Annotated in this window: 24 protein-coding genes and 1 tRNA gene; 6 read left to right on the top strand and 19 right to left on the bottom strand. The window is 67.8% G+C overall.

The annotated features are described in order from the left end of the window. Window positions 1–47: 47 nt before the first annotated feature. The 3 genes from phoH2 to CDOO_RS04705 form a co-directional block, all read right to left on the bottom strand. On the bottom strand, window positions 48–1,394 hold the full coding sequence (gene phoH2, locus CDOO_RS04715) for an RNA 5'-3' helicase PhoH2 (RefSeq protein WP_018021820.1): 1,347 nt from the start codon (window positions 1,392–1,394) through the stop codon (window positions 48–50). A gap of 215 nt (window positions 1,395–1,609) precedes the next feature. Continuing rightward, complete coding sequence (locus CDOO_RS04710; protein WP_018021821.1) at window positions 1,610–2,203, bottom strand: LGFP repeat-containing protein; 594 nt, start codon at window positions 2,201–2,203, stop codon at window positions 1,610–1,612. 96 nt (window positions 2,204–2,299) lie between these two features. Next, a complete protein-coding gene (locus CDOO_RS04705) occupies window positions 2,300–2,977 on the bottom strand; it encodes a LysR substrate-binding domain-containing protein (protein WP_018021822.1) in 678 nt (225 codons plus the stop codon). Between the two features lie 63 nt (window positions 2,978–3,040). On the opposite strand from CDOO_RS04705, the gene CDOO_RS04700 reads away from it, so the two are divergent. After that, window positions 3,041–3,391, top strand: a complete 351-nt coding sequence (locus tag CDOO_RS04700) for a DUF5997 family protein (RefSeq protein ID WP_018021823.1) — start codon at window positions 3,041–3,043, stop codon at window positions 3,389–3,391. Here CDOO_RS04700 and CDOO_RS04695 read toward each other — a convergent pair. Next, window positions 3,388–4,539, bottom strand: coding sequence for an alpha-amylase family glycosyl hydrolase (locus tag CDOO_RS04695; RefSeq protein WP_018021824.1), 1,152 nt, complete (start codon window positions 4,537–4,539; stop codon window positions 3,388–3,390). The genes CDOO_RS04700 and CDOO_RS04695 overlap by 4 nt on opposite strands. 74 nt (window positions 4,540–4,613) lie before the next feature. Between CDOO_RS04695 and CDOO_RS04690 the strand changes: the two genes are divergently transcribed. Next, a complete protein-coding gene (locus CDOO_RS04690) occupies window positions 4,614–5,192 on the top strand; it encodes a TetR/AcrR family transcriptional regulator (RefSeq protein WP_018021825.1) in 579 nt (192 codons plus the stop codon). Here the strand turns inward: CDOO_RS04690 and glyA are convergent. Then, entirely contained in the window at window positions 5,189–6,475 is a 1,287-nt protein-coding gene (gene glyA / locus CDOO_RS04685) for a serine hydroxymethyltransferase (RefSeq protein ID WP_018021826.1), read from the bottom strand. The genes CDOO_RS04690 and glyA overlap by 4 nt on opposite strands. Before the next feature lie 111 nt (window positions 6,476–6,586). Here glyA and coaA point away from each other — a divergent pair, with 111 nt between their 5' ends. Continuing rightward, a complete protein-coding gene (coaA, locus tag CDOO_RS04680; protein WP_018021827.1) occupies window positions 6,587–7,513 on the top strand; it encodes a type I pantothenate kinase in 927 nt (308 codons plus the stop codon). Between the two features lie 5 nt (window positions 7,514–7,518). On the opposite strand, the gene CDOO_RS04675 is transcribed toward coaA, so the two are convergent. The 3 genes from CDOO_RS04675 to mca are packed head-to-tail and all read right to left on the bottom strand — an operon-like array spanning window position 7,519 to window position 9,492. Then, the gene (locus tag CDOO_RS04675; protein WP_018021828.1) at window positions 7,519–8,289 is read right to left on the bottom strand and encodes an isoprenyl transferase; all 771 of its coding nucleotides are present in this window, start codon (window positions 8,287–8,289) and stop codon (window positions 7,519–7,521) included. Between the two features lie 54 nt (window positions 8,290–8,343). Then, the gene (locus tag CDOO_RS04670) at window positions 8,344–8,628 is read right to left on the bottom strand and encodes a hypothetical protein (RefSeq protein WP_018021829.1); all 285 of its coding nucleotides are present in this window, start codon (window positions 8,626–8,628) and stop codon (window positions 8,344–8,346) included. 3 nt (window positions 8,629–8,631) lie between these two features. Then, on the bottom strand, window positions 8,632–9,492 hold the full coding sequence (gene mca / locus CDOO_RS04665) for a mycothiol conjugate amidase Mca (RefSeq protein ID WP_038573670.1): 861 nt from the start codon (window positions 9,490–9,492) through the stop codon (window positions 8,632–8,634). A gap of 174 nt (window positions 9,493–9,666) precedes the next feature. Between mca and CDOO_RS04660 the strand changes: the two genes are divergently transcribed. From CDOO_RS04660 to CDOO_RS04650, 3 genes are all read left to right on the top strand, one after another. After that, window positions 9,667–10,128, top strand: a complete 462-nt coding sequence (locus CDOO_RS04660; protein WP_018021831.1) for a DUF4307 domain-containing protein — start codon at window positions 9,667–9,669, stop codon at window positions 10,126–10,128. 84 nt (window positions 10,129–10,212) lie between these two features. Then, on the top strand, window positions 10,213–10,731 hold the full coding sequence (gene greA / locus CDOO_RS04655) for a transcription elongation factor GreA (protein WP_018021832.1): 519 nt from the start codon (window positions 10,213–10,215) through the stop codon (window positions 10,729–10,731). A 22-nt stretch (window positions 10,732–10,753) separates the two neighbouring features. Further along, complete coding sequence (locus CDOO_RS04650) at window positions 10,754–11,230, top strand: hypothetical protein (RefSeq protein ID WP_018021833.1); 477 nt, start codon at window positions 10,754–10,756, stop codon at window positions 11,228–11,230. Here CDOO_RS04650 and CDOO_RS04645 read toward each other — a convergent pair. The 11 genes from CDOO_RS04645 to eno form a co-directional block, all read right to left on the bottom strand. Next, window positions 11,227–12,201: an arsenic resistance protein gene (locus tag CDOO_RS04645; protein WP_018021834.1), complete on the bottom strand. Its 975-nt coding sequence runs from the start codon at window positions 12,199–12,201 to the stop codon at window positions 11,227–11,229. The two genes, CDOO_RS04650 and CDOO_RS04645, sit on opposite strands and share 4 nt — an antisense overlap. Window positions 12,202–12,204: 3 nt before the next feature. Then, a complete protein-coding gene (locus CDOO_RS04640; RefSeq protein ID WP_018021835.1) occupies window positions 12,205–13,020 on the bottom strand; it encodes a Bax inhibitor-1/YccA family protein in 816 nt (271 codons plus the stop codon). 48 nt (window positions 13,021–13,068) lie between these two features. Continuing rightward, on the bottom strand, window positions 13,069–13,731 hold the full coding sequence (locus tag CDOO_RS04635) for an ABC transporter permease (RefSeq protein ID WP_018021836.1): 663 nt from the start codon (window positions 13,729–13,731) through the stop codon (window positions 13,069–13,071). After that, window positions 13,728–14,363 carry an ABC transporter permease gene (locus tag CDOO_RS04630; protein WP_018021837.1) on the bottom strand — a complete coding sequence of 212 codons (636 nt, stop codon included), beginning with the start codon at window positions 14,361–14,363 and terminating at the stop codon, window positions 13,728–13,730. The genes CDOO_RS04635 and CDOO_RS04630 overlap by 4 nt, the downstream gene beginning before the upstream one ends. Then, complete coding sequence (locus CDOO_RS04625) at window positions 14,360–15,151, bottom strand: ABC transporter ATP-binding protein (protein ID WP_018021838.1); 792 nt, start codon at window positions 15,149–15,151, stop codon at window positions 14,360–14,362. The genes CDOO_RS04630 and CDOO_RS04625 overlap by 4 nt, the downstream gene beginning before the upstream one ends. 10 nt (window positions 15,152–15,161) lie before the next feature. Next, window positions 15,162–16,031 (bottom strand): ABC transporter substrate-binding protein, encoded by an 870-nt coding sequence (locus CDOO_RS04620; protein WP_018021839.1) that lies wholly within the window; start codon window positions 16,029–16,031, stop codon window positions 15,162–15,164. Window positions 16,032–16,076: 45 nt separating this feature from the next. Continuing rightward, window positions 16,077–16,149, bottom strand: a tRNA-Leu gene (locus CDOO_RS04615). Between the two features lie 18 nt (window positions 16,150–16,167). After that, complete coding sequence (locus tag CDOO_RS04610; RefSeq protein WP_018021840.1) at window positions 16,168–17,082, bottom strand: Ppx/GppA phosphatase family protein; 915 nt, start codon at window positions 17,080–17,082, stop codon at window positions 16,168–16,170. After that, window positions 17,083–17,625, bottom strand: coding sequence for a DUF501 domain-containing protein (locus CDOO_RS04605; protein WP_026159338.1), 543 nt, complete (start codon window positions 17,623–17,625; stop codon window positions 17,083–17,085). It abuts the gene before it with no gap. A 5-nt stretch (window positions 17,626–17,630) separates the two neighbouring features. Continuing rightward, on the bottom strand, window positions 17,631–18,110 hold the full coding sequence (locus CDOO_RS04600; protein WP_026159339.1) for a septum formation initiator family protein: 480 nt from the start codon (window positions 18,108–18,110) through the stop codon (window positions 17,631–17,633). 77 nt (window positions 18,111–18,187) lie between these two features. Next, window positions 18,188–19,465 (bottom strand): phosphopyruvate hydratase, encoded by a 1,278-nt coding sequence (gene eno, locus CDOO_RS04595; protein WP_018021843.1) that lies wholly within the window; start codon window positions 19,463–19,465, stop codon window positions 18,188–18,190. Between the last annotated feature and the right edge of the window lie 44 nt (window positions 19,466–19,509).

Raw genomic sequence — 19,509 nt, 5'->3', positions numbered from 1 at the left:
CGCCGATTGTCCGAGATCTACCGCGCCGATGCAACCGCGCCCCGTTCCTAGTGGCTGTCCTCCAACAGATCGGTCACCAGCTCGGCGATCGCCGAGCGCTCGGAGCGCTGCAGCGTGACGTGGGCGAAGAGGCTGTTGTTCTTGAGCTTCTCGATCACGGCCTGAACGCCGTCGTGGCGCCCGACGCGGAGGTTGTCGCGCTGTGCGACGTCGTGGGTGAGCACGACCCGCGAGCCGCGACCCAGGCGGGAGAGCACCGTCAGCAGGACGTTGCGCTCCAGGGACTGCGCCTCGTCGACGATGACGAAGGTGTCGTGCAGGCTGCGCCCGCGGATGTGGGTCAGCGGCAGCACCTCGATGAGACCGCGCGCGTGGATCTCCTCCATGACGTTCTCGGAGACCAGCCCGTCGAGGGTGTCGTAGACGGCCTGCGCCCAGGGGTTCATCTTGTCCGTCTCACTGCCCGGGAGGTATCCCAGGTTCTGGCCACCCACGGCGTAGAGCGGGCGGAACACCACGATGCGCCGGTGCTCCCCGCGCTCCAAGACGGCCTCGAGCCCGGCGCACAGCGCCAGGGCCGACTTGCCCGTACCGGCACGGCCACCGAGGGAGACGATACCGATGTCGCTGTCGAGCAGCAGATCCAGCGCGATGCGCTGCTCCGCCGAACGCCCACCCAGGCCGAAGGCCTGCTGGTCACCCCGGACGAGCGCGACTTCCCCGTCGCGTCCGACCCGGGCCAGTGCAGATTCGTTGGCGGAACCCGTGAGGGTGAGGCCGCAGTGCAGCGGCAGATCAGCCACCTGGTCACCCAGGTTCACGGTGCCCTCCCGGTAGAGCTGGGAGATGGTGGCGCTGTCCACGGAGAGGGACTGCATCCCCGTGTAGCCGGTGAGGACCACGTCCTGGGCGCGGTACTCGTCCGCCTCCAGCCCGACCGAGCCGGCCTTGACCCGCAGGGGGACGTCCTTGGTGACCAGGACGGTGTGCAGGCCGTCGCGGCGCAGGTTGAGCGCGCAGGCGAGGATGCGGTGGTCACCCTCGGTTCCACGGAAAGCGGCGGGAAGGACACTCTGATCCTGGTGGTTGAGCTCCACCCGGAGCGTTCCCCCTTCGAGGCTCGCCGGCACCGGCTGGTCCAGGCGGCCGTAGGTGGCCCGCAGATCCTCGAGCAGGCGGAGGGCCTGGCGGGCGAACCAGCCCAGCTCGGGGTGGTGTCGTTTGCCTTCCAGCTCGGAGATGACCACGAGCGGAAGGACCACGTCGTGCTCGGCGAACTTGGTCAGCGCCCACGGGTCGGAGAGCAGGACCGAGGTGTCCAGAACATAGGTGGTGGTGCGCGTGGTGGAGATCGGGCGAGTGGTGTCGGCGGTCTGGGTCAGGTGGTGGGCCATGGCGCGCGGTGTCCTCTTCTGCCAGCAGCAACTGGAGTCATGTCCGGGGTGGGCTGATTCCCGTCCCCGGTACCGCTCACGATAAGAGCCCGACATGGAAATTACATCGATGTGAGATGAATTTCCGGTGACCTCGCCTCCGGCGGCCCCGCACAGCAAAGATCGCCCACGGAGCACGGGGCCCCGGGGCGATCCTTCAGGTGAGCGAGGAGGCGTTAGGCCTGCTCAACCTCGGCGGCGAAGTCGCCGGCCTCACCCTTGAGCCACGAGATGGTGCCGTTCTGGAACTCCTGGGTCCAGCCACCGTCGACCTCGGACTCGGTATCGGTGGGCAGGCCGATCGGGTTGGCCAGGGCACCGTCGGCGACCCAGGTGTTGCCGATCTCGCCGATGAGCTTAACCGCGCCAGTCTCCTCGGAGTAGGTGATGTGGTTGCCGTTGTCGAAGGCGGCGAGGAACGAGCCGTTCTCACCCTCCTCGATGGTGGCGGGGGTGCCGAAGTCACCGTCGCCTGCGGCGTCATCCAGTGCCTCGGCGAAAGCGGCCGGGACGAGGACGGACTTGCCGTCGGCGGTCTTAAACTCCGTGGTCTCGGAGTCGGAGCCCTCGGTGGACTCGGAAGACTCAGCGGACTCCGAAGCGGAGGCGGTGGCGGACTCGTTAGCCTCGCCAGCGGCGGAGGTGGCGGAACCGGCGGCGTCGCCGGCCTGGCTAGCGGCGTCCTCAGCCTCGGAGCAGGCGGTAACGCCGAGCGCGAGGGTGGTGGCGGCGACACCGGCGAGGATACGGCGGGAGATGGTGTTCGACATAATGTCAACCTTTCTTAATGGATAATCAGTTCGTCGCCCATTATGACGGCACCCCGGTGGGCGCACCAAAAGATTTGGCGCTCTGTCACCAAATCTTTATTTTCCCTTTCGGGTCCTCCGGCCGCGTCTCGGGGCCGGCGGTTTCTTCGGAGCCGCGCCCCGGCGCTCCTGTTTGGCCAGGGTCTTCTCCCGGGCGCTGCGTTTCGGAGCGGCCTGTCGGGAGGAGTTCGCACCGCGGCCCTTGGCCACGCCAACGAAGTCCTGCACCGCGTCGCTGTCGGAGTCACGGAGAAACGCCAACGCGATGCGGGTCGGCGGCACCGTGGGGTCGTCGTACCCCAGGTGCACGACCTGTTTCTTGCTCAGCACCTTCAGCGCAGGGCGTGGGGCGACGGCGACTCCGACGTTGGCGGCCACCACCTGCAGCGCCGCGCGCAGCTCGGCGAGATCGACGGAGCCGTCGTCCGCGGTGCGGTAGTTGACGATCTCCCCCTCGACGTCCCGCGGGACCAGGGTCTCCCCCGCCTCCTCGAACAGGCTGTCCTTCGGGACGGCGATGCCGAGGGATTCGTCGTAGAGCTCGATGACGTGGAGAGAGTCGTCGATACGCGAATCCGGGAGCCGGATCAGTGCCAGGTCGAGTTCCCCGGCGAGCACTGGGTCCAGGGGGTCGTCGAGTCCGCGGGCGTCGACGCCGCCGTGGGTCGTGTTCTCCCGGAAGCGGCGCAGCCACTTGTCCGGTTCCACACCGGTGACGAAACCCAAGCTCAGCATGCGGGCAATGCTACCGTTGCGGGCGTGACTGATAACAACACCCTTGAACCGTCCGGCCGCGCGATGAAGCCGGAGACCGCCGCCAAGAAGCTCGGTCTCTACCTGCCGGCCACCCCGCAGGAATTCCAGGACAACGCCGTCACCCACGGCGAGCTCCGCGACCTGCAGAACAACCCGCCCGAGTGGCTGGAGAAGCTCCGCCTCGAGGGGCCGCACCCGCGCCCCGTCGTCGCGCAGAAGCTGGGCATCACCATCGCGGCGCTGAAGCGCTCCGAGCTGGAACAGCCCATGACCACGGCCCAGATCAAGGATCTGCTGGCCGATCAGCCCGAGTGGCTGCGCACCGCGCGCACCCAGCTGGCGGAGCAACGCAAGGCTGAAGAGTCTGCGGAGACCTCAGCCGAGGAGTCCTAGAAGCTCAGGCTCTCGCCGTCGTCCGCGACCATCTCCACGGAGCCGTCGACCCGGGCGGTGACGTTGAGCCAGTGCTCACCGGAGCTCACCCGGTAGGAGATCTCCTCGTTGGCCACGCTGGTCACCTCGACCCGGCCGGAGACCAGCCACGCGTGCCGGCGGCGGAATCCGATGAGCCGCTGGTAGCGGTCGTGCAGCCAGGTCCCCTCCCCCGCCAGCTCAGCTGGCGACGCAGGCAGCTCGGGCCGCACCGCGTCGTCCGCACCGAAGCCCTCGCCGCGTAGGCCTCGAAACGCCTGCTCGTCGCCGTAGTAGATGCTGGGCACGCCGGGAAGCGTGAGCAGCAGCGTGGCCGCGAGCCCCGCGCCGGCGTCCCCCACAACGCTGGCGATCCGGTCGGTGTCGTGGTTACCCACGAAGGTCTGCATCGGGCCGGCCTCGAGGAAGGTATTGTGCCTGTTCAGAGCGTGCTCCAGCTCGAAGAAGTTGCCGTCCTTAATGGAGCTCCACAGCGCCTTCCACAGCTCGTACTGCGTGACGGTGTCGAGGTGGCCCGCGGTGAGCTCGTGGCCGTAGTCGCCGTGGATGACCTCGCCGAGGAAAACGGCATCCGGGAACCTGGTGCGCACGCGGTCGGTGACCTCGGCCCAGAACTCGTCGGGCACGGCGTAGGCGACGTCGAGGCGCCAGCCGGAGATGCCCTTGTCCAGCCAGTGCTCCATCACGGCGACGACCTCGTCGGCGACCTGCGGGTTGGCGTGGTCCAGCTCGAGCAGGTCGTCGTGGCCCTCCCAGCCCCGCCCGGTGGTCAGTCCCTGCGAGACCCAGGGGTGGCCGGCGGCGACGTGGTTGAAGACGCCGTCGAGAAGCACCCTAAGGCCGCGGGCGCGGCAGGCCTCCATGAAGGTGTCGAACTCCGCGTCGCCGCCGAGGCGGTCGTCGATGCGGTAGTGGTCGAGGGTGTCGTAACCGTGGCTGACGGAGTCGAAAACCGGGGCGAGCAGGATGGTGTCGCAGCCGAGTTCCACGGCGTAGTCGAGCCAGGGGGTGAGGCTCGACAGGCCCCGGCCCGCTGCGTGGGTGTCGCGGATGTCCGCTCCGGTCGCACCGAGGGGGTAGAGGTGCCACATGATGGCGTGCTCGAGCATGTCCGTGCTCCTAATTAAGTCCGGGTCAGTAATTCGTTACTGACTTTAACTCAGTAACGGCTATCCTGGCAATCATGTCACGCAGACGCCTGAGCACCCACGAGCGCCGCGCCGCCATCCTCGCCGCCGCCGAGACGCATTTCACCGGCCAGTCCTACCCGGACGTGTCCGTCGCCGCCATCGCCGCCGACTCCGGCAGCTCGCAGGCGCTCGTCTTCCACTACTTCGCCACCAAATCCGGCCTGTTCACGGCGCTTATCGACGCCCACCTCACGCACCTGCGAGAAACACACCTCGCCGCCCTCGCAGCATTGACCCCCGGCCAACCGGTACGCCAACGTGTCGAGGCGATCCTGCTCGCTCACCTCAACGCCGTGGCCGCCACTCCCCTGCTCATCGCCGGACCCGGCGAACCGGAGCCGGCCCGCGACGCCCGCCTGCGCGCGGACAATGAGCTGGCCGAGCTCCTCGCCGCGGAGACCGGTATCCACGACTTTGCCCGCCACCGCTGGGCGGTGACGGGCATTGTTGGTTTCCTGGGGCGCGCCGCCGCCGAGTGGGCGACGGCGGGCTGCCCCGCGGAGGAGCGCCACCCCCTCGTCGAGGCGACGCTCGGCGCGCTCGAGGGCGCGCTGGGCGACTGGCAGGTCTAGATCAGCTTCTGATCCTCGAGGCCCTCGTACAGCGGGAAGTCCACGGCCAGCTTGTCCACGCGGGCACGCAGCGCCGCGACATCCCCACCGGAGCCCTGCGCGAGGGCGGTGCCGATGATGTCGGCGGTCTCCGTGAACGCGGCGGCGTCGAAGCCACGGGTGGCCAGCGCGGCGGTGCCGATGCGCAGGCCCGAGGAGACTGCCGGCGGGCGGGGGTCGAAGGGCACGGCGTTGCGGTTGACGGTGATGCCCACCTCGTGGAGGAGGTCCTCGGCCTGCTGGCCGTCGAGCTGCGAGTTACGCAGGTCAGCGAGGACCAGGTGCACGTCGGTTCCGCCGGTGAGCACGTCCACGCCCGCGGCCTTGGTGTCCTGCGCGGTGAGGCGCTCGGCCACGATGCGGGCGCCCTCGAGCACCCGCTCCTGACGCTCGCGGAACTCCTCGGAGCCGGCGATCTTCAGCGCCACGGCCTTGGCGGCGATGACATGCATGAGCGGGCCACCCTGCTGACCCGGGAAGACGGCGGAGTTGAGTTTCTTGGCGTACTCGTCGCGGGCGAGGATCATGCCGGAACGCGGGCCGCCCAGGGTCTTGTGGATGGTGGTGGAGACGACGTCGGAATGCGGGACCGGAGAGGGGTGCAGGTCCGCGGCGACCAGGCCGGCGAAGTGGGCCATGTCGGTCCACAGGTAGGCGCCGACCTCGTCGGCGATGGCGCGGAACGCCGCGAAGTCCAGCGTGCGCGGGTATGCGGACCAGCCGGCGATGATGACCTGCGGGCGCTCGCGGAGCGCGATTTCGCGGACCTTATCCATGTCGATACGCATGGTCTCCGGGTCGACCTCGTAGGCCACGACGTCGTAGAGGCGGCCGGAGAAGTTGATCTTCATGCCGTGGGTGAGGTGGCCACCGTGGGCCAGGGACAGACCCATGATCTTGTCGCCCGGCTTGATGAGCGCATGCAGCACCGCCGCGTTCGCCTGCGCGCCGGAGTGCGGCTGGACGTTGGCGTACTCGGCACCGAACAGCGACTTCGCGCGGTCGCGGGCGAGGTCCTCGATGACGTCGACGTGCTCGCAGCCGCCGTAGTAACGACGCCCCGGGTAACCCTCCGCGTACTTGTTGGTGAGCACGGAGCCCTGCGCCTGGAGCACCGCGCGGGGAACGAAGTTCTCCGAGGCAATCATCTCCAGGGTGTCGCGCTGGCGGGACAGCTCGGCGGACATCGCCGCGGCGACATCCGGATCAAATTCCGCGAGGGGCTGGTTGAAGGAGGAAGTCATCGATCCCTTTCATCATCTTTCTCGGCTCGAACAAAGCACTTATGTGGAGGATTCTACCCACAGGAGGGTCCCCCTCGGGGCGACTGTCCCCCGCGTGGAACAATATGGTCCATGGCCCGCTCCAGCGACTCCACGCCTTACATCAGTTTCTCCCGCGACGAGTGGCGCCACCTGCGTAACTCCATGCCCCAGGTGCTCACCGAGGACGAGGTGATCACGCTGCGCGGCATCGGGGAGAACATCGACCTCGACGAGGTCGCGGACGTCTACCTGCCGCTCTCGCGCCTCATCCACCTCCAGGTCCAGGCCCGCCAGCAGCTCACCAAGGCAACGGAAACCTTCCTCGGGGGCAACCCGGGACACGTGCCGTTTGTCATCGGCGTGGCCGGGTCCGTGGCGGTGGGAAAGTCCACCACCGCACGTCTGCTCCAGGTCCTCCTCCAGCGCTGGGACACCCACCCCCGGGTAGACCTGGTGACCACCGACGGTTTCCTCTACTCCAGCGCGGAGCTGAAGAAACGCCAGCTCATGCCCCGCAAGGGTTTCCCCGAGTCCTACGACCGCCGCTCGCTGCTGCGTTTTGTCACCGACGTGAAGTCGGGCCGACCCTCGGTGGAGGCGCCGGTGTACTCGCACTTCTCCTACGACATCGTGCCGGGCGAGTACCAGAAGGTCGAGCACCCGGACATCCTCATCATCGAGGGTCTCAACGTCCTGCAGACGGGTCCGACGCTGGTGGTGTCGGATCTCTTCGACTTCTCCATCTACGTCGACGCGGCGACCCCGGTGATTGAGAACTGGTACATCGAAAGGTTCCTCAAGCTGCGTAAGACCGCTTTTCGACGCCCCGGCGCCCACTTCGCCCGCTTCGCCGAGATCGACGACCAGGAGGCGACGCGTATCGCCAGGGAGATCTGGCAGTCCATCAACCTGCCCAACCTGGTGGAGAACATCGCACCCACGAAGGTGCGGGCGTCACTGGTGCTGCGCAAGGGCGCCGATCACCTCGTTGAGCGTGTGCAGATGCGCAAGATCTGAGCGAGCTACTTCCCGAACCGCCGGGTGCGCTGCGAGTAGTCGCGGATCGCACGCAGGAGGTCGATCTTGCGGAAGGCCGGCCAGTACGTCTCCGTGAACCAGATCTCCGAGTACGCCGCCTGCCACAGCAGGAACCCGGACAGCCGCTGCTCGCCGGAGGTGCGGATCACCAGGTCAGGGTCGGGCTGGCCGCGGGTGTAGAGGTGGTGCGAGAGCGAGTCGACCGTGATCTTCTCGGCCAGCTCCTCCGGCGCGGTCCCCGCGGCGATCTCCCCGCGCACGACGGCCCGGGCCGCGTCGACGATCTCCTGCCGGCCGCCGTAGCCGACGGCGATGTTCACCTCGACGCCGCCGTTGCCCGACGTCTTCTCCGCTGCCTCGCTCATCTTCCGGGCGATGTCCGGCGGCAGCAGCTCCAGGCTTCCCACCAGCCGGATCCGGCAGTCGCTGTCCCCCTCGGACAGCTCGGAGACGACGCCGGAGATGATGTCGAAGAGCAGGCCGATCTCATCGGAGGAACGTGAGAGGTTCTCCGTGGACAGCAGGTAGACGGTGACGACCTCGACCTCGGTGTCCTCGCACCAGGACACCAGCTCGGCGACCTTTTGCGCCCCGATGCGGTGGCCGTGGCTGATGTTGGTGAAGCCCGCCTCCTTGGCCCACCGCCGGTTGCCGTCGACGATGACGGCGATGTGCTTCGGCTGCGTGGCCCCGACGATCTCCCGCTTGAGGCGCGCCTCATAGAGCGGGTACAGCAGTCGCGGAAATACTTTCACACCGCTCACCTTACCTGGCGCTTATCGACGCCCATTTCCAGCGCTCCGCCAAGGTCAGATCAGGCGGTCTTTGCGCTGGTCGTAGACCCCGGCCTCTTTCATTGCCTCGTCCACGGCCTCCTTGTCGAAGGGGTCGATGCCGAACTGCTCGGCGAAGACACGTCGGCGGCGGAAGCGGGAGTTGCGCCGGTGGAAGGACCAGCCGAGCATGATCACGGCCACGCCCAGGGCCACGAGGATGAGCAGGCCGATGGGCGAGGCCTTGCCGAACTCCGGGCCGACGGGCCCCTGCGGGGCGCCCTGCGCGAGCACGGTGAAGGCGACATCGGTGAAGGTCATCTGTTACTTCTCTTCCAGTGTGTCGAGTCCGGCAAACAGGTCGGTTTCCGGCATGGAGGTGGAGACCCGGGTCTTGGCCAGCTCGAACTCCTCGGTGGGCCACAGGCGCTGCTGCGTCTCCACGGAGCTGGCCAGGAACGCGCCGGCGGGGTCGATCTGCGTGGCGTGTGCGCGCAACGCGGCTTCGCGCTGGGCGAAGTAGTCGGCGGCGTCGATCTGCGTGGTCACCCGGGCCATGATGTCCGCCGGGTTCTTACGCCAGCGCTCGAGCATCGGGGCATAGGGGCTGGTCAGCCCCGCGGCGACGAGGTCCTCGTGCAGCAGCTCCATGCGCTGGAAGACAAAGCCGTGCGAGTAGTAGAGCTTCAGCGGCTCCCAGGGCTCCCCGAGCTCCGGCGCGTAGTCGGCGTCGCCGGCGCGCTCCCAGGCGAGCATGGACACCTCGTGCACCTTGAGGTGATCCGGGTGCGGGTAGCCGCCGTTCTCGTCGTAGGTGATGATCACGTGCGGGCGCTGCTGGCGGATGAGCTTGACCAGGTTGCGGGTGATCTCCTCGGTGTCGGCGAGCGCGAAGCAGCCCTCGGGAAGCGGCGGCAGCGGGTCACCCTCCGGCAGGCCGGAATCAACGTAACCCAGCCAGACGTGGTCCACGCCCAGGGCCTCGATCGCCCGGGCCATCTCCTCCTGGCGCACGGCGTTCATGTTCTCCAGGATGCCGGGGCGGTCCATCGCCGGGTTGAGGATCGAACCCCGCTCGCCGCCGGTGCAGGTGACCACGAGGACCTCGTGGCCCTCGGCGGCGTACTTCGCCATCGTCGCCGCTCCCTTGGACGACTCATCGTCCGGGTGGGCGTGGATGGCCATCAGACGGTAACCGGTTTCCGGCACTGGAAATCCTCTTTCCTCACACGATTTGTTCTCTCCGGGCCAATCCTAACGGCGAGGCGGAGGAATCCGGCATTCCCTGCCTCAGACACTAGGGTGGGAGGAGCACCCCGGATCTTCACGTCTTATCGACCAGAGGTATACCCCACCATCATGCCCTCCCCCAGCACCTCCCGCCCCGCCTCCCGCTACGGCTCCCCCGACGACGGGCAGGCGGGCAACGGGATCACCGCCAAGGTCATCGCCGTGATCATGGTCCTGGCGCTGATCGTGGGCGTGGTCTTCCTGGTCCGGTACGTGCAGAACCGCTCCACCGTTCCGGTGGAGATCTCCATGGTCAGCTATGAGCGGCAGTCCGACGACGTCATGCGAGTGTGGGTGGACATCACCCGCGCCGAGGTGGAGGAGCCCTCCTACTGCATCGTCACCGCGTTGAATTACGAGATGGCTGAAGTCGGCCGTCGAGAAGTGATTCTTCCCCCCGGAGGGGACTCCATCAGCCGCATCGCCGTGGACGTCCCCACCCGGGAGTACTCGGTATCGGGCGGAGTGTACGGCTGCTCGGAGAAAATTCCGCCGTACATGGACGTGGACAACCCCGTCTACACGTTCTGATAAAATCCGTTCCGACTATGAATTACAGGTCCGCCCGCGACGCGCGGGCGGCTAACGCACGTTATTTGAGAGGGTATTACCCACATGGCTGACATCAAGAAGCAGTACATCACCCCGGAAATGAAGGCCAAGCTCGAGAACGAGCTGCAGGAGCTCATCGACCACCGCCCCGCCGTCGCCGCCGAGATCAACGAGCGACGCGAGGAGGGCGACCTCAAGGAGAACGCCGGCTACGACGCCGCGCGCGAGCAGCAGGACCAGGAGGAGGCGCGCATCAAGCAGATCTCCGAGGTGCTGGCCAACTCCACGACCGAGCGCACCGGTGTCGTCGAGGGTGTCGCCAACGTCGGCTCCGTCGTCCACGTGTACTACAACGGCGACAAGTCCCAGAAGGAGACCTTCCTCATCGGCACCCGCGCCGCCGCGACGGACAACGCCGACCTGGAGACCTACTCCGAGCAGTCCCCGCTCGGTGCCGCGGTGCTCGGCGCGTCCGAGGGCGAGACCCGCTCCTACGACGCTCCCAGCGGAAAGAGCATTTCCGTCACGATCGTCTCCGCCGCCCCGTACGATTCCCAGAAAGCCGCCACCCCGCGGGCATAACGCACCCCCAGGAGTAAAACCGATGACTTCCCGTATCCCCAGCGCCCTCGCTCTCGTCGCCGCGGCCGGCCTCACGCTCTCCGCCTGCCACCCGCCCCACCAGAACGACTCGGCGGAGAAGGTCGACACCGCCACCTCGCAGAACCCGGATTCGCTCGGCGTCCACTCCTCCGAGGACGAGGCCAACTCCTCGCACGAGACCTCCAGCGCGACCACGACCACCACCACCGCGCGCGCTGCCGCCGAGGACGAGGTCATGTTCATCAACTGCTTCGGCGAGCCCTCCACGGAGCCCACCGCCGTCTCGACGGACTGCACCAACCCTGCTGCCCAGATCACCGGGGTAACCTGGGACGAGTGGACCGAGGAGTCCGCCACCGGCCACGGCACCGCCCCCAACGGTTCGACCTCCGAGATCGAGCTCTCCGAGCCGACCGACACCGGCACCAACACGGTCTTCACCGTCGTCACCGTTGAAGACGTCGTGGTCGCCAACTAGGCAGCTCTCTCCCGCTCCCGCCCCATGTCGGGGCGGGAGTTTTTTGCGCCCACCAGCCGGGGGATCACCCGCACGAACGCCACCATGAGCAGCAGCTCGGTGAGCGTCTGGGTGACCACCACGAGCGGGGCCAGCTCGTATCCGGCCGGGAGGGTCAGCGCGAGGGGCAGCACGACGAGTGAGTTGCGGGTCGCCCCGCTGAACGTCACCGCGCGACGACCGGGGACGTCGATCCCCGCCGCGCGTGAGACCACCGCGCCGACGGCGGCCATGACCACGGCGAACACCGCAGCCACCGGGACGACGGCAGCCACCCTCCCCCACTGGGCGCCGACTCCCCCGATCTGGGAGGCGACCACGGTGGCGAGCGTGAGCATCATCAGCGGGACCATGAGCGCGTCCGCCGCGGCCATGATCCGGTGGGCGCGAAGCAGCTGCGTGAGCACCGCGGCGCCCAGCGGCAGAAGGATCAGCCACACCAGCGCGTCCACGAAGGGCCCCGGCGCAACGATGTCCCCCGCCCCAGCGAAGAGGTGGAGGTAGAGCGGCAGGGCGATCATCTGGCCCAGCAGCAGCAACGGGGCCGCCGCCAGCAGGCGGGTCGCCGCTCCCCCGGCCAGGCGGGTGAACACGATGACGTAGTCCACACACGGGGCCAGCAGGACCAGCAGCAGGCCGACGAGCAGCACCCCGTCCGCCTCGACGGGGCGGGTCACCAGCCACGCCACCGCGGGGGCAAGGAGGAAGTTCACCCCGGCGAGCGTGGCCAGGAACTTCAGGTCGGCGAGTGACCTCGCCGCCTCGACGAGCGGGACGGCGAGGAACGTGACGTAGAGCAGCGCCGTCAGCACCGGGGTAATGGCGGCTTCGGCGGGAGCGCCGACGGCGGGGACGGTGAGGCCCAGGGCACCGCCGACGACCAACGCCACCAGGTAGAGGACTACCTGGTGGCGTTCGAGGAGAGCGGGCACTGCTTAGTTGCGGAAGTAGCTCAGCAGACGCAGGATCTCGGTGTAGAGCCAGACGAGGGTGACGGCGAGGCCGAGGGCGACGGTCCAGGCCATCTTCGAGGGTGCGTTGGCGCGGATCATCTTGTCCGCCATGTCGAAGTCCTGCAGGAAGCTCAGGGCTGCGAGGCCGATGCAGACGATGGAGAAGACGATGGCGAGCGGGCCGCCGTCGCGAAGCGGGTTCATGCCGAAGACCAGGGCCATGACGAGGTTACCCAGCGCGAGGACCACGACGCCGATGATGGCGGCGGTGAGGAAGCGCGTGAACTTCGGGGTGACGCGGATGGCACCGGTCTTGTAGACGAAGAGCATGCCCAGGAAGACGCCGATGGTGCCGAGGACAGCCTGACCGATCATGGAGCCGGCGTCGGCGCCGCCGACGAGGGCGCCGGAGAAGATCAGCGAGATGCCGCCGACGAACAGGCCCTCGAACACGGCGTAGATCAGGGTGATCACCGGGCCGCGGGAGCGGGCGCTGAAGGCGTGCACGAGGACGGTGAGGAAGCCGGCGATACCGCCGACGAGGGTGAGCAGCATGGCGAGGCCGGGGTTGACCTGCGCGAGCGCAAAGTTGGCGATGGCGAACACGACGATGACGGCCAGCGTGATGCCGGTCTTGGTGACCACGTCGTCGACGGTCATCGGGCGGTCGGTGCGCTGCTGCGGCGCCTCCGGCTGGGCCGGGGCACCGTAAGGGTTGTTGAGATTCTGCTGCTCGTAGGTGTTGGCGCCCTGGGAGGCGGCCGGCAGGTTATTCAGTACCGGGTTGTTGGTTCTCATGTTTCGTCAGGCCTTTCTTCACGGTCTTCTGAGATGTTCCGGATTCTTCTACACCTTTCTAACGGAACGGGCGGCCCGTTTGTTCCCCCACGCCAGAATCAGCTCGATGAGAACGGCCAGCGCGATGACAAGAATGGCCGCCGAGAGGGTGAGCACGTAGTTGTTGGACTTCAGTCCGGTGAAGAGAATCCGCCCCAGACCGACGTCCGCGGTGTAGGCCGCCAGCGTCGTGGTGGAGACCACCTGCAGCACCGCCGAGCGCAGCCCGCCGATGATGACCGGGGCCGCGAGCGGCAGCTCCACCTTGGTGACGATCTGCCGCTCCGTCATGCCCACGGCACGCGCGGCGTCGACCGTCGCCGGGTCCACCGCCTCGATTCCGGCGTAGGTGCCGGCCAGCAACGAGGGGATGGCGAGCAGGACAAGCGCGATGACCGGGGCCACGAGCCCGATGCCGATGAGCAGGCCGAACAGCGTGATGATGCCGATCGACGGGATGGCGCGCATCGCCCCCACGGAGCCGGCGACCACGCCGGCCCCGCGCCGCGAATGGCCGACGATCACGCCGACGGGGAACGCGAGGAGGAAGGCGATGGCCACGGCCATCGCGCTCACCCCGAGGTGCTCGACGAGGCGGTCCCCGATGCCGCCGCCACCGGTCCAGTTCTCCGGGTCGGTGAGCCACCGGCCCACTTCTGTCAGGGTGTTCATCGCCTGGCCTCCCACGGGGTGAGCATGCGCCCGACGGCGACGATGATGAGGTCGACGACCACGGCGAGCACCACGGTCATGACGATGCCGGCCAGCACCTCGATGACGATGGCGCGGGTGAACCCGTCCGTGATGAGTGATCCCAGCGAGGAGATGCCCACCAGGGCGCCGATGGTGGCCAGCGAGATGGTGGACACGGCGACGACCCGCACGCCGGAGACGATGACGGGGATGGCCAGCGGCAGGTCCACCTTGGTGAACATCTGTCGACGGTTGAATCCGACCGCCCGGGCACTGAGCCGGGTGTCGGCGTCGACGGCCGCGAACGCGTCACTGGCGGAGCGCACCAGGAGCGCGATCCCGTACGCGGTCAGGGCGATGACGATGGTCGCGTTGGAGCGCAGCCCCGTGCCGAAGATCGCGGGGATGACCACGATCAGCGGCAGCGACGGCACGGCGTAGAGCAGCGTCAGCACCGACAGGACAGGCTGTCCACCGCGGGGCTGGCGCACGGCGAGGTACGCCACCGGCACGGCGATGAGCACGGCGGCCAGGACCGCGGGGATGACCAGCCACAGGTGCGCCCAGGTCAGCTCGGCGACGAGGCCGAGGTTGTTGCGCAGCCACGTCATGAGGAGAGTTTTCCGACGACCCTCCCGGAGTCGTCGTAGACCACGGAGCCGTCGAGGCGGAGATTGCCGCGGGAGCCGATGAACCCGGCAACGAAGTCGTCGGCGGGCTTATCGACGAGCTGTGCAGGCGTTCCCCGCTGGGCGATACGCGCGCCCGGTCGCAGGACGATGACCTCGTCGCCAAGCATGAGCGCCTCGTCGACGTCGTGGGTGACAAAGAGGATGGTCTTGTTCAGCTCCCGCTGGATGCGCAGCAGCTCGTCCTGCAGCAGGCGACGCTGGATGGGGTCGACGGCGCCGAAAGGCTCGTCCATGAGCAGGATGTTGGGATCGGGCGCGAGCGCGCGGGCCACACCGACACGCTGGCGCTGGCCGCCGGAGAGTTCCGCCGGGTAGCGCGAGGCCATGGCGGCGTCGAGGCCGACGATCTCCAAAAGCTCTGCCGCCCGGGCCCGGGCGGTGGCCTTGTCGGCGCCCTGCAGCCGGTCGACGGTCGCGATGTTGTCGGCGACCGTCCAGTGCGGCATCAGGCCGCCGGACTGCATGACGTAACCGATGCTCCGCCGAAGTTCCACCGGATCCTTGTCGGCCACGTTGAGATCGTCGATAAGCACCCGTCCGCTGGTGGGATCGACCATGCGGTTGACCATGCGCATGAGGGTGGTCTTGCCGCAGCCGGAGGAACCCAGCAGGACCGCGGTGGTGCGCGAGGGGATCTCGAAGGAGACCGCGGAGACGGCCTCGGTGTCGCCGAAGCGTTTGGTGACGTTGTCGAAGGTGATGGACATCAGAGGTTCCTTAGGCGTTGTCCGCCAGCCAGCGGGACGCGATGGTGGCGGCGTTCTGCTGCTCGTTCACCGAGGCGGAGTTCATGGACAGCATGTCCTCCTGGGAGAGCTTGGCCGAGATGTCGTTGATGATCTCGGCGGCCTCCGGGTCGAGCTCGGCGGACGCGAGCGGCACGACGTGGGAGGCGACGAAGATGTGCTCGGGATCGTCGAGCACCTTGAGGTCCTCGCCCGCCAGCGCCGGGGAGCCGGTGTAGATGTTGGCCACGTCGATGTCCCCGCCACGCAGGGCGTTGACCGTCAGCGGCCCGCCGGAATCCTCGATCGGGGTGAAGGCGACACTCACGCCGTAGACACGCTCGAGGGCGTCGGGGCCGAAGGGGCGCTCGGTGATCTCGGAGTTGGCGCCGAGGACCAGGCCCTCGCGGTCGGCGAGATCGGCGATGGAGTTGGCGGGGTCGTCCCCGCGCACGACGTAGGCGTCCTGGTCATTGGCCTCCGCCCGGTCCAGGACCTGGAGGTTCTCGGGGGTCTTCTCGACGAGCGCGTCGTAGACGTCGTCGGCGCTGCGGGCGTCGGTCTCGGGGTCGAAGTACTGCAGCAGCGCGCCGCTGTACTCGGGCATGAGGTCGATCGTGCCGGATTCGACGTCCGGGAGGTAGACCTCGCGCTGGCCAATGCGAAACTCACGCTCCACCTCGAAACCGGCTTCCTCGAGGGCCTGGGCGTAGATCTCGGCGACGATCTCGTTGGAGTAGTAGTCCTGGGATCCGATGGAGATGGTGGAGGAATCCGAGGAATCGTTCTGGACGCTGTCCGCGGCGCACGCGGTGGCGAACAGGGCGGGAATGAGGGCGACGGCAGCTAGGCGGCGTTTCATCGGCCCGAGTTTAGTGCACGACAAATTCATGCGCTGGATTTTATGTGCCCCCACAGGGACTCGAACCCTGACTGAATCGATTTTAAGTCGACTGCCTCTGCCATTGGGCTATGGGGGCTCTGGCACCGCTGACCGGCTACAGACCTGCGACGATACCGTCGAGAATGTCCTTTTCGGAAATGACGAAGGTGTCCGCGTCGCTGCTGCGCTCGATCATGTCGATGATGCCCTCGATGACGACGCTGCCACCCCCGATGACGTCGGCGCGCCCGGGATGCATGACCGGGTTGAGCGCGCGGGTCGCGGCGGATTCCGAGATCAGCTGACGGGTCACCAGGCGCAGGGCATCGAAACGCAGTTCCGAGCCGTGGATCTCCGCGGGGTCGTAGGTCTCCAGCCCCTGAGCCAGCGCCGAGACCGTGGTGAAGGTTCCGGCGACGCCGACAAACGTCCTCGCCCGGCCGATGGGGACGACCTTCTCCACCTCGTCGAGGCGAGCGGCAACATAATCGGCGGCGATCTCTACCTCGGTGGCGGTCGGCGGGTCGGTGCGCAGGATGCGTTCGGTCAGCCGCACGCAGCCCATCTGCGTGGAGTGCGCCCCCGCGATCTCACCGTCGGCGGTGCCGACGATGAACTCCGTCGACCCGCCGCCGAGGTCGATGACACAGAACGGCCCGCGCTCCGGGTCGAGGTCGGCGACGGCGCCGGTGAACGACAGCGCGGCCTCCTCCTGGCCGGAGATGACCTCGGCGCGCACCCCGAGCAGCTCCTCGGTCATGGCGAAGAACTCCTCGCGGTTGGCGGCGTCGCGGGTGGCCGAGGTGGCCACCATGCGCACCTTCTCCACACCCTCGAAACGCATGACCTTGACGTAGCGTTCCAGCGCTCGCCTCGTCCGGGTCAGGGCCTTCTCGCTGAGCCGTCCCGTCTCGTCGACGCCCTCCCCCAGCCGCACGATCTCGTTGAGCCGCGCCACGTCCCTGCCCTCGTCAGAGATGAGCAGCCGGATCGAGTTGGTGCCGCAGTCGATCGCCGCCACCCGCGCCATCTAGCTCTCCTCCAGGATCTGGTCCAGCTCCAGGCCCAGATCGCTTGTCGACGGCCAGTCAGCCGTAATCGCCGTCCCCCGCAGGTTCCCGTGCTCGGCCGCCAGTGCCACGGCCTCGTCGCCGAGGCGGAAGTGGCCCGCCCCCTCCGCCAGCGCATAGGCGATGAGCACGTGCAGGCACTTCACCCGGTCGGGCATGCCGCCGCCGGAGAAGTCGGTGCCCAGGTCCTCGATCTTGTTGCGCTCGGCGAGGTAGTGCTCGTGGGCGCGGCGGTAGTCAGCAGCGATCTCCTGGTCGGTGCCCAGGCGGTTCTGCATCCACTTCATCACCTGTCCGACCTCCAGCCGCGAGGCTTCGGCGGTGAGCCGGGGGTCGGTGAGGTAGTGGAGCGTGGGGAACGGGGTGCCGTCGTCAAGCCTCGGTGCCGTCTTGATCACGGCGGGCTGGCCGTCGGGGGTGCGGTAGGAGATTTCCAGCACTCCCCGGGGGGTGCGGCCGAGCTGGGAGCGGACGATATCGAGGTCTTCGGGTGCAACAGGCATGGCGGTCACTGTACCGGCAGGTGCATGTCACCGGCGGGCGACGGGCTCGTGGCCACGGAATCCCAGAGGACCTCGTACCACTCCGGCTGGACGGCCTCGTCGGTCGAGCTCGTGGTGACGCTGCTCTCCGGCGTGAGGCGGGGATCGACGATGCGCCAGGCGGTCTCCCCCGGCTCGATGACGCCGAGGCGACGGCGGGCTTCCTGACGGACGAACGCCTCGTCGTCGTACTGCCCGATCTCCTCGAGCAGCGCGTCCTTCTCCGCCTGCTTGGCCGCGATGGACTCGTTGAGGCGGGCGATCTCCGTGCGGCCGTCGAAGAAGTTCTTCATCGGCGCGTACACGGCGCCCAGGATGATGAGCAGCACAAACGCGATGACCGCGAGCGAAGAGATATCCAGGCGCTGCGTATCGACGGCCGGGAGACGGAGTTGTCTCTTCGGTCGGGGACTTCGGTTGGCCACCGGTACACGCGTCTTGCTCATAAGGCCTCTGAGTCTAACCCCACGCGTAACAAATCACCCCGCAGACATCAGCCTGCGGGGTGAATTGTTCGGCGGAGTTACTTGCCGAAACGCGGGAAGGCGGAGCGGCCGGCGTAGACCGCGCCGTCGCCCAGCTCCTGCTCGATGCGCAGCAGCTGGTTGTACTTGGCCACACGCTCGGAACGGGCCGGGGCGCCCGTCTTGATCTGGCCGCAGCCCAGGGCCACGGCGAGGTCGGCGATGGTGGTGTCCTCGGTCTCGCCCGAGCGGTGGGACATCATGGTGCGGTAGCCGTTGCGGTGCGCGAGGTCGACCGCGTCGAAGGTCTCGGTCAGGGTGCCAATCTGGTTGACCTTCACCAGCAGCGCGTTGGCGGCCTTCTTGTCGATGCCCTCCTGCAGGCGGGCCGGGTTGGTGACGAAGAAGTCGTCGCCGACGATCTGCACATTGTCGCCGATCTGCTCGGTGAGGGTGACGTAACCGTCCCAGTCGTCCTCGTCGAGGGGATCCTCGATGGAGACGATGGGGTACTGCTCGACGAGGTCAGCGTAGACCTTGATCATGTCCGCGGCGGAGTGCTGGCCGCCCTCGAAGTTGTAGGTGCCGTTCTCGAAGAACTCCGACGAGGCGACGTCGAGGGCCAGGGCGATCTCCTCGCCCGGGGTGAAGCCCGCAACCGAGATGGCCTCGAGGATGAGGTCGAGGGCCTCCTTGGTGGAGCCGACCGACGGGGCGAAGCCGCCCTCGTCGCCGAGGCCCGTGGACAGGCCCTTGTCCTTGAGCACCTTCTTCAGGGAGTGGTAGACCTCGGTGCCGGCGCGCAGGCCCTCGCCGAAGGTGTCGAAGCCGATGGGGGCGATCATGAACTCCTGCACGTCGACACCCGAGTCGGCGTGGGCGCCGCCGTTGAGGATGTTCATCATCGGCACCGGCAGGACGTGGGCGTTGGGGCCGCCGACGTAGCGGTAGAGAGGCAGGCCCGCAGAGTCGGCTGCGGCCTTGGCGGCGGCGATGGAGACACCGAGGATCGCGTTGGCGCCCAGGCGGGACTTGTTCTCCGTGCCGTCGAGGGCGATCATCGCCTGGTCGATGAGGCGCTGGTCGTCGGCCTCGAAGCCGGCAAGCTCGTCGGCGATCTCCTCGTTGACGAACTCGACGGCGTTGCGGACGCCCTTGCCGAGGTAGCGGTCGCCACCGTCGCGAAGCTCATGGGCCTCGTGGACACCGGTGGAGGCGCCGGATGGCACGCCGGCGGTGCCGTGCGAACCGTCGTCGAGGAAGACCTCCGCTTCGACGGTCGGGTTACCGCGGGAATCAAGGATTTCTCGGGCGAAAACGTGAATGATGTCAGCCACTGTGGCGGGCCTCCTGGGAGAAGTTGTCGGGGTACGCCCGCCAT

Source organism: Corynebacterium doosanense CAU 212 = DSM 45436, assembly GCF_000767055.1.
Taxonomy (GTDB): Bacteria; Actinomycetota; Actinomycetes; order Mycobacteriales; family Mycobacteriaceae; genus Corynebacterium; species Corynebacterium doosanense.
This window is presented reverse-complemented; position numbering and strand designations above follow the sequence as displayed.

What these genes read in the sequence shown, in the direction of transcription:
- CDOO_RS04705 (WP_018021822.1), bottom strand. Translation starts at nt 2,977, where the DNA reads ATGCTGAGCTTGGGTTTCGTCACCGGTGTGGAACCGGACAAGTGGCTG.
- CDOO_RS04660 (WP_018021831.1), top strand. Translation starts at nt 9,667, where the DNA reads ATGCCCTCCCCCAGCACCTCCCGCCCCGCCTCCCGCTACGGCTCCCCC.
- CDOO_RS04690 (WP_018021825.1), top strand. Translation starts at nt 4,614, where the DNA reads ATGTCACGCAGACGCCTGAGCACCCACGAGCGCCGCGCCGCCATCCTC.
- CDOO_RS04620 (WP_018021839.1), bottom strand. Translation starts at nt 16,031, where the DNA reads ATGAAACGCCGCCTAGCTGCCGTCGCCCTCATTCCCGCCCTGTTCGCC.
- CDOO_RS04635 (WP_018021836.1), bottom strand. Translation starts at nt 13,731, where the DNA reads ATGAACACCCTGACAGAAGTGGGCCGGTGGCTCACCGACCCGGAGAAC.
- coaA (WP_018021827.1), top strand. Translation starts at nt 6,587, where the DNA reads ATGGCCCGCTCCAGCGACTCCACGCCTTACATCAGTTTCTCCCGCGAC.
- CDOO_RS04710 (WP_018021821.1), bottom strand. Translation starts at nt 2,203, where the DNA reads ATGTCGAACACCATCTCCCGCCGTATCCTCGCCGGTGTCGCCGCCACC.
- CDOO_RS04610 (WP_018021840.1), bottom strand. Translation starts at nt 17,082, where the DNA reads ATGGCGCGGGTGGCGGCGATCGACTGCGGCACCAACTCGATCCGGCTG.
- CDOO_RS04625 (WP_018021838.1), bottom strand. Translation starts at nt 15,151, where the DNA reads ATGTCCATCACCTTCGACAACGTCACCAAACGCTTCGGCGACACCGAG.
- CDOO_RS04650 (WP_018021833.1), top strand. Translation starts at nt 10,754, where the DNA reads ATGACTTCCCGTATCCCCAGCGCCCTCGCTCTCGTCGCCGCGGCCGGC.
- CDOO_RS04640 (WP_018021835.1), bottom strand. Translation starts at nt 13,020, where the DNA reads ATGAGAACCAACAACCCGGTACTGAATAACCTGCCGGCCGCCTCCCAG.
- CDOO_RS04605 (WP_026159338.1), bottom strand. Translation starts at nt 17,625, where the DNA reads ATGCCTGTTGCACCCGAAGACCTCGATATCGTCCGCTCCCAGCTCGGC.
- mca (WP_038573670.1), bottom strand. Translation starts at nt 9,492, where the DNA reads ATGGCCATCCACGCCCACCCGGACGATGAGTCGTCCAAGGGAGCGGCG.
- CDOO_RS04700 (WP_018021823.1), top strand. Translation starts at nt 3,041, where the DNA reads ATGAAGCCGGAGACCGCCGCCAAGAAGCTCGGTCTCTACCTGCCGGCC.
- CDOO_RS04600 (WP_026159339.1), bottom strand. Translation starts at nt 18,110, where the DNA reads ATGAGCAAGACGCGTGTACCGGTGGCCAACCGAAGTCCCCGACCGAAG.
- CDOO_RS04630 (WP_018021837.1), bottom strand. Translation starts at nt 14,363, where the DNA reads ATGACGTGGCTGCGCAACAACCTCGGCCTCGTCGCCGAGCTGACCTGG.
- CDOO_RS04695 (WP_018021824.1), bottom strand. Translation starts at nt 4,539, where the DNA reads ATGCTCGAGCACGCCATCATGTGGCACCTCTACCCCCTCGGTGCGACC.
- phoH2 (WP_018021820.1), bottom strand. Translation starts at nt 1,394, where the DNA reads ATGGCCCACCACCTGACCCAGACCGCCGACACCACTCGCCCGATCTCC.
- greA (WP_018021832.1), top strand. Translation starts at nt 10,213, where the DNA reads ATGGCTGACATCAAGAAGCAGTACATCACCCCGGAAATGAAGGCCAAG.
- glyA (WP_018021826.1), bottom strand. Translation starts at nt 6,475, where the DNA reads ATGACTTCCTCCTTCAACCAGCCCCTCGCGGAATTTGATCCGGATGTC.
- CDOO_RS04670 (WP_018021829.1), bottom strand. Translation starts at nt 8,628, where the DNA reads ATGACCTTCACCGATGTCGCCTTCACCGTGCTCGCGCAGGGCGCCCCG.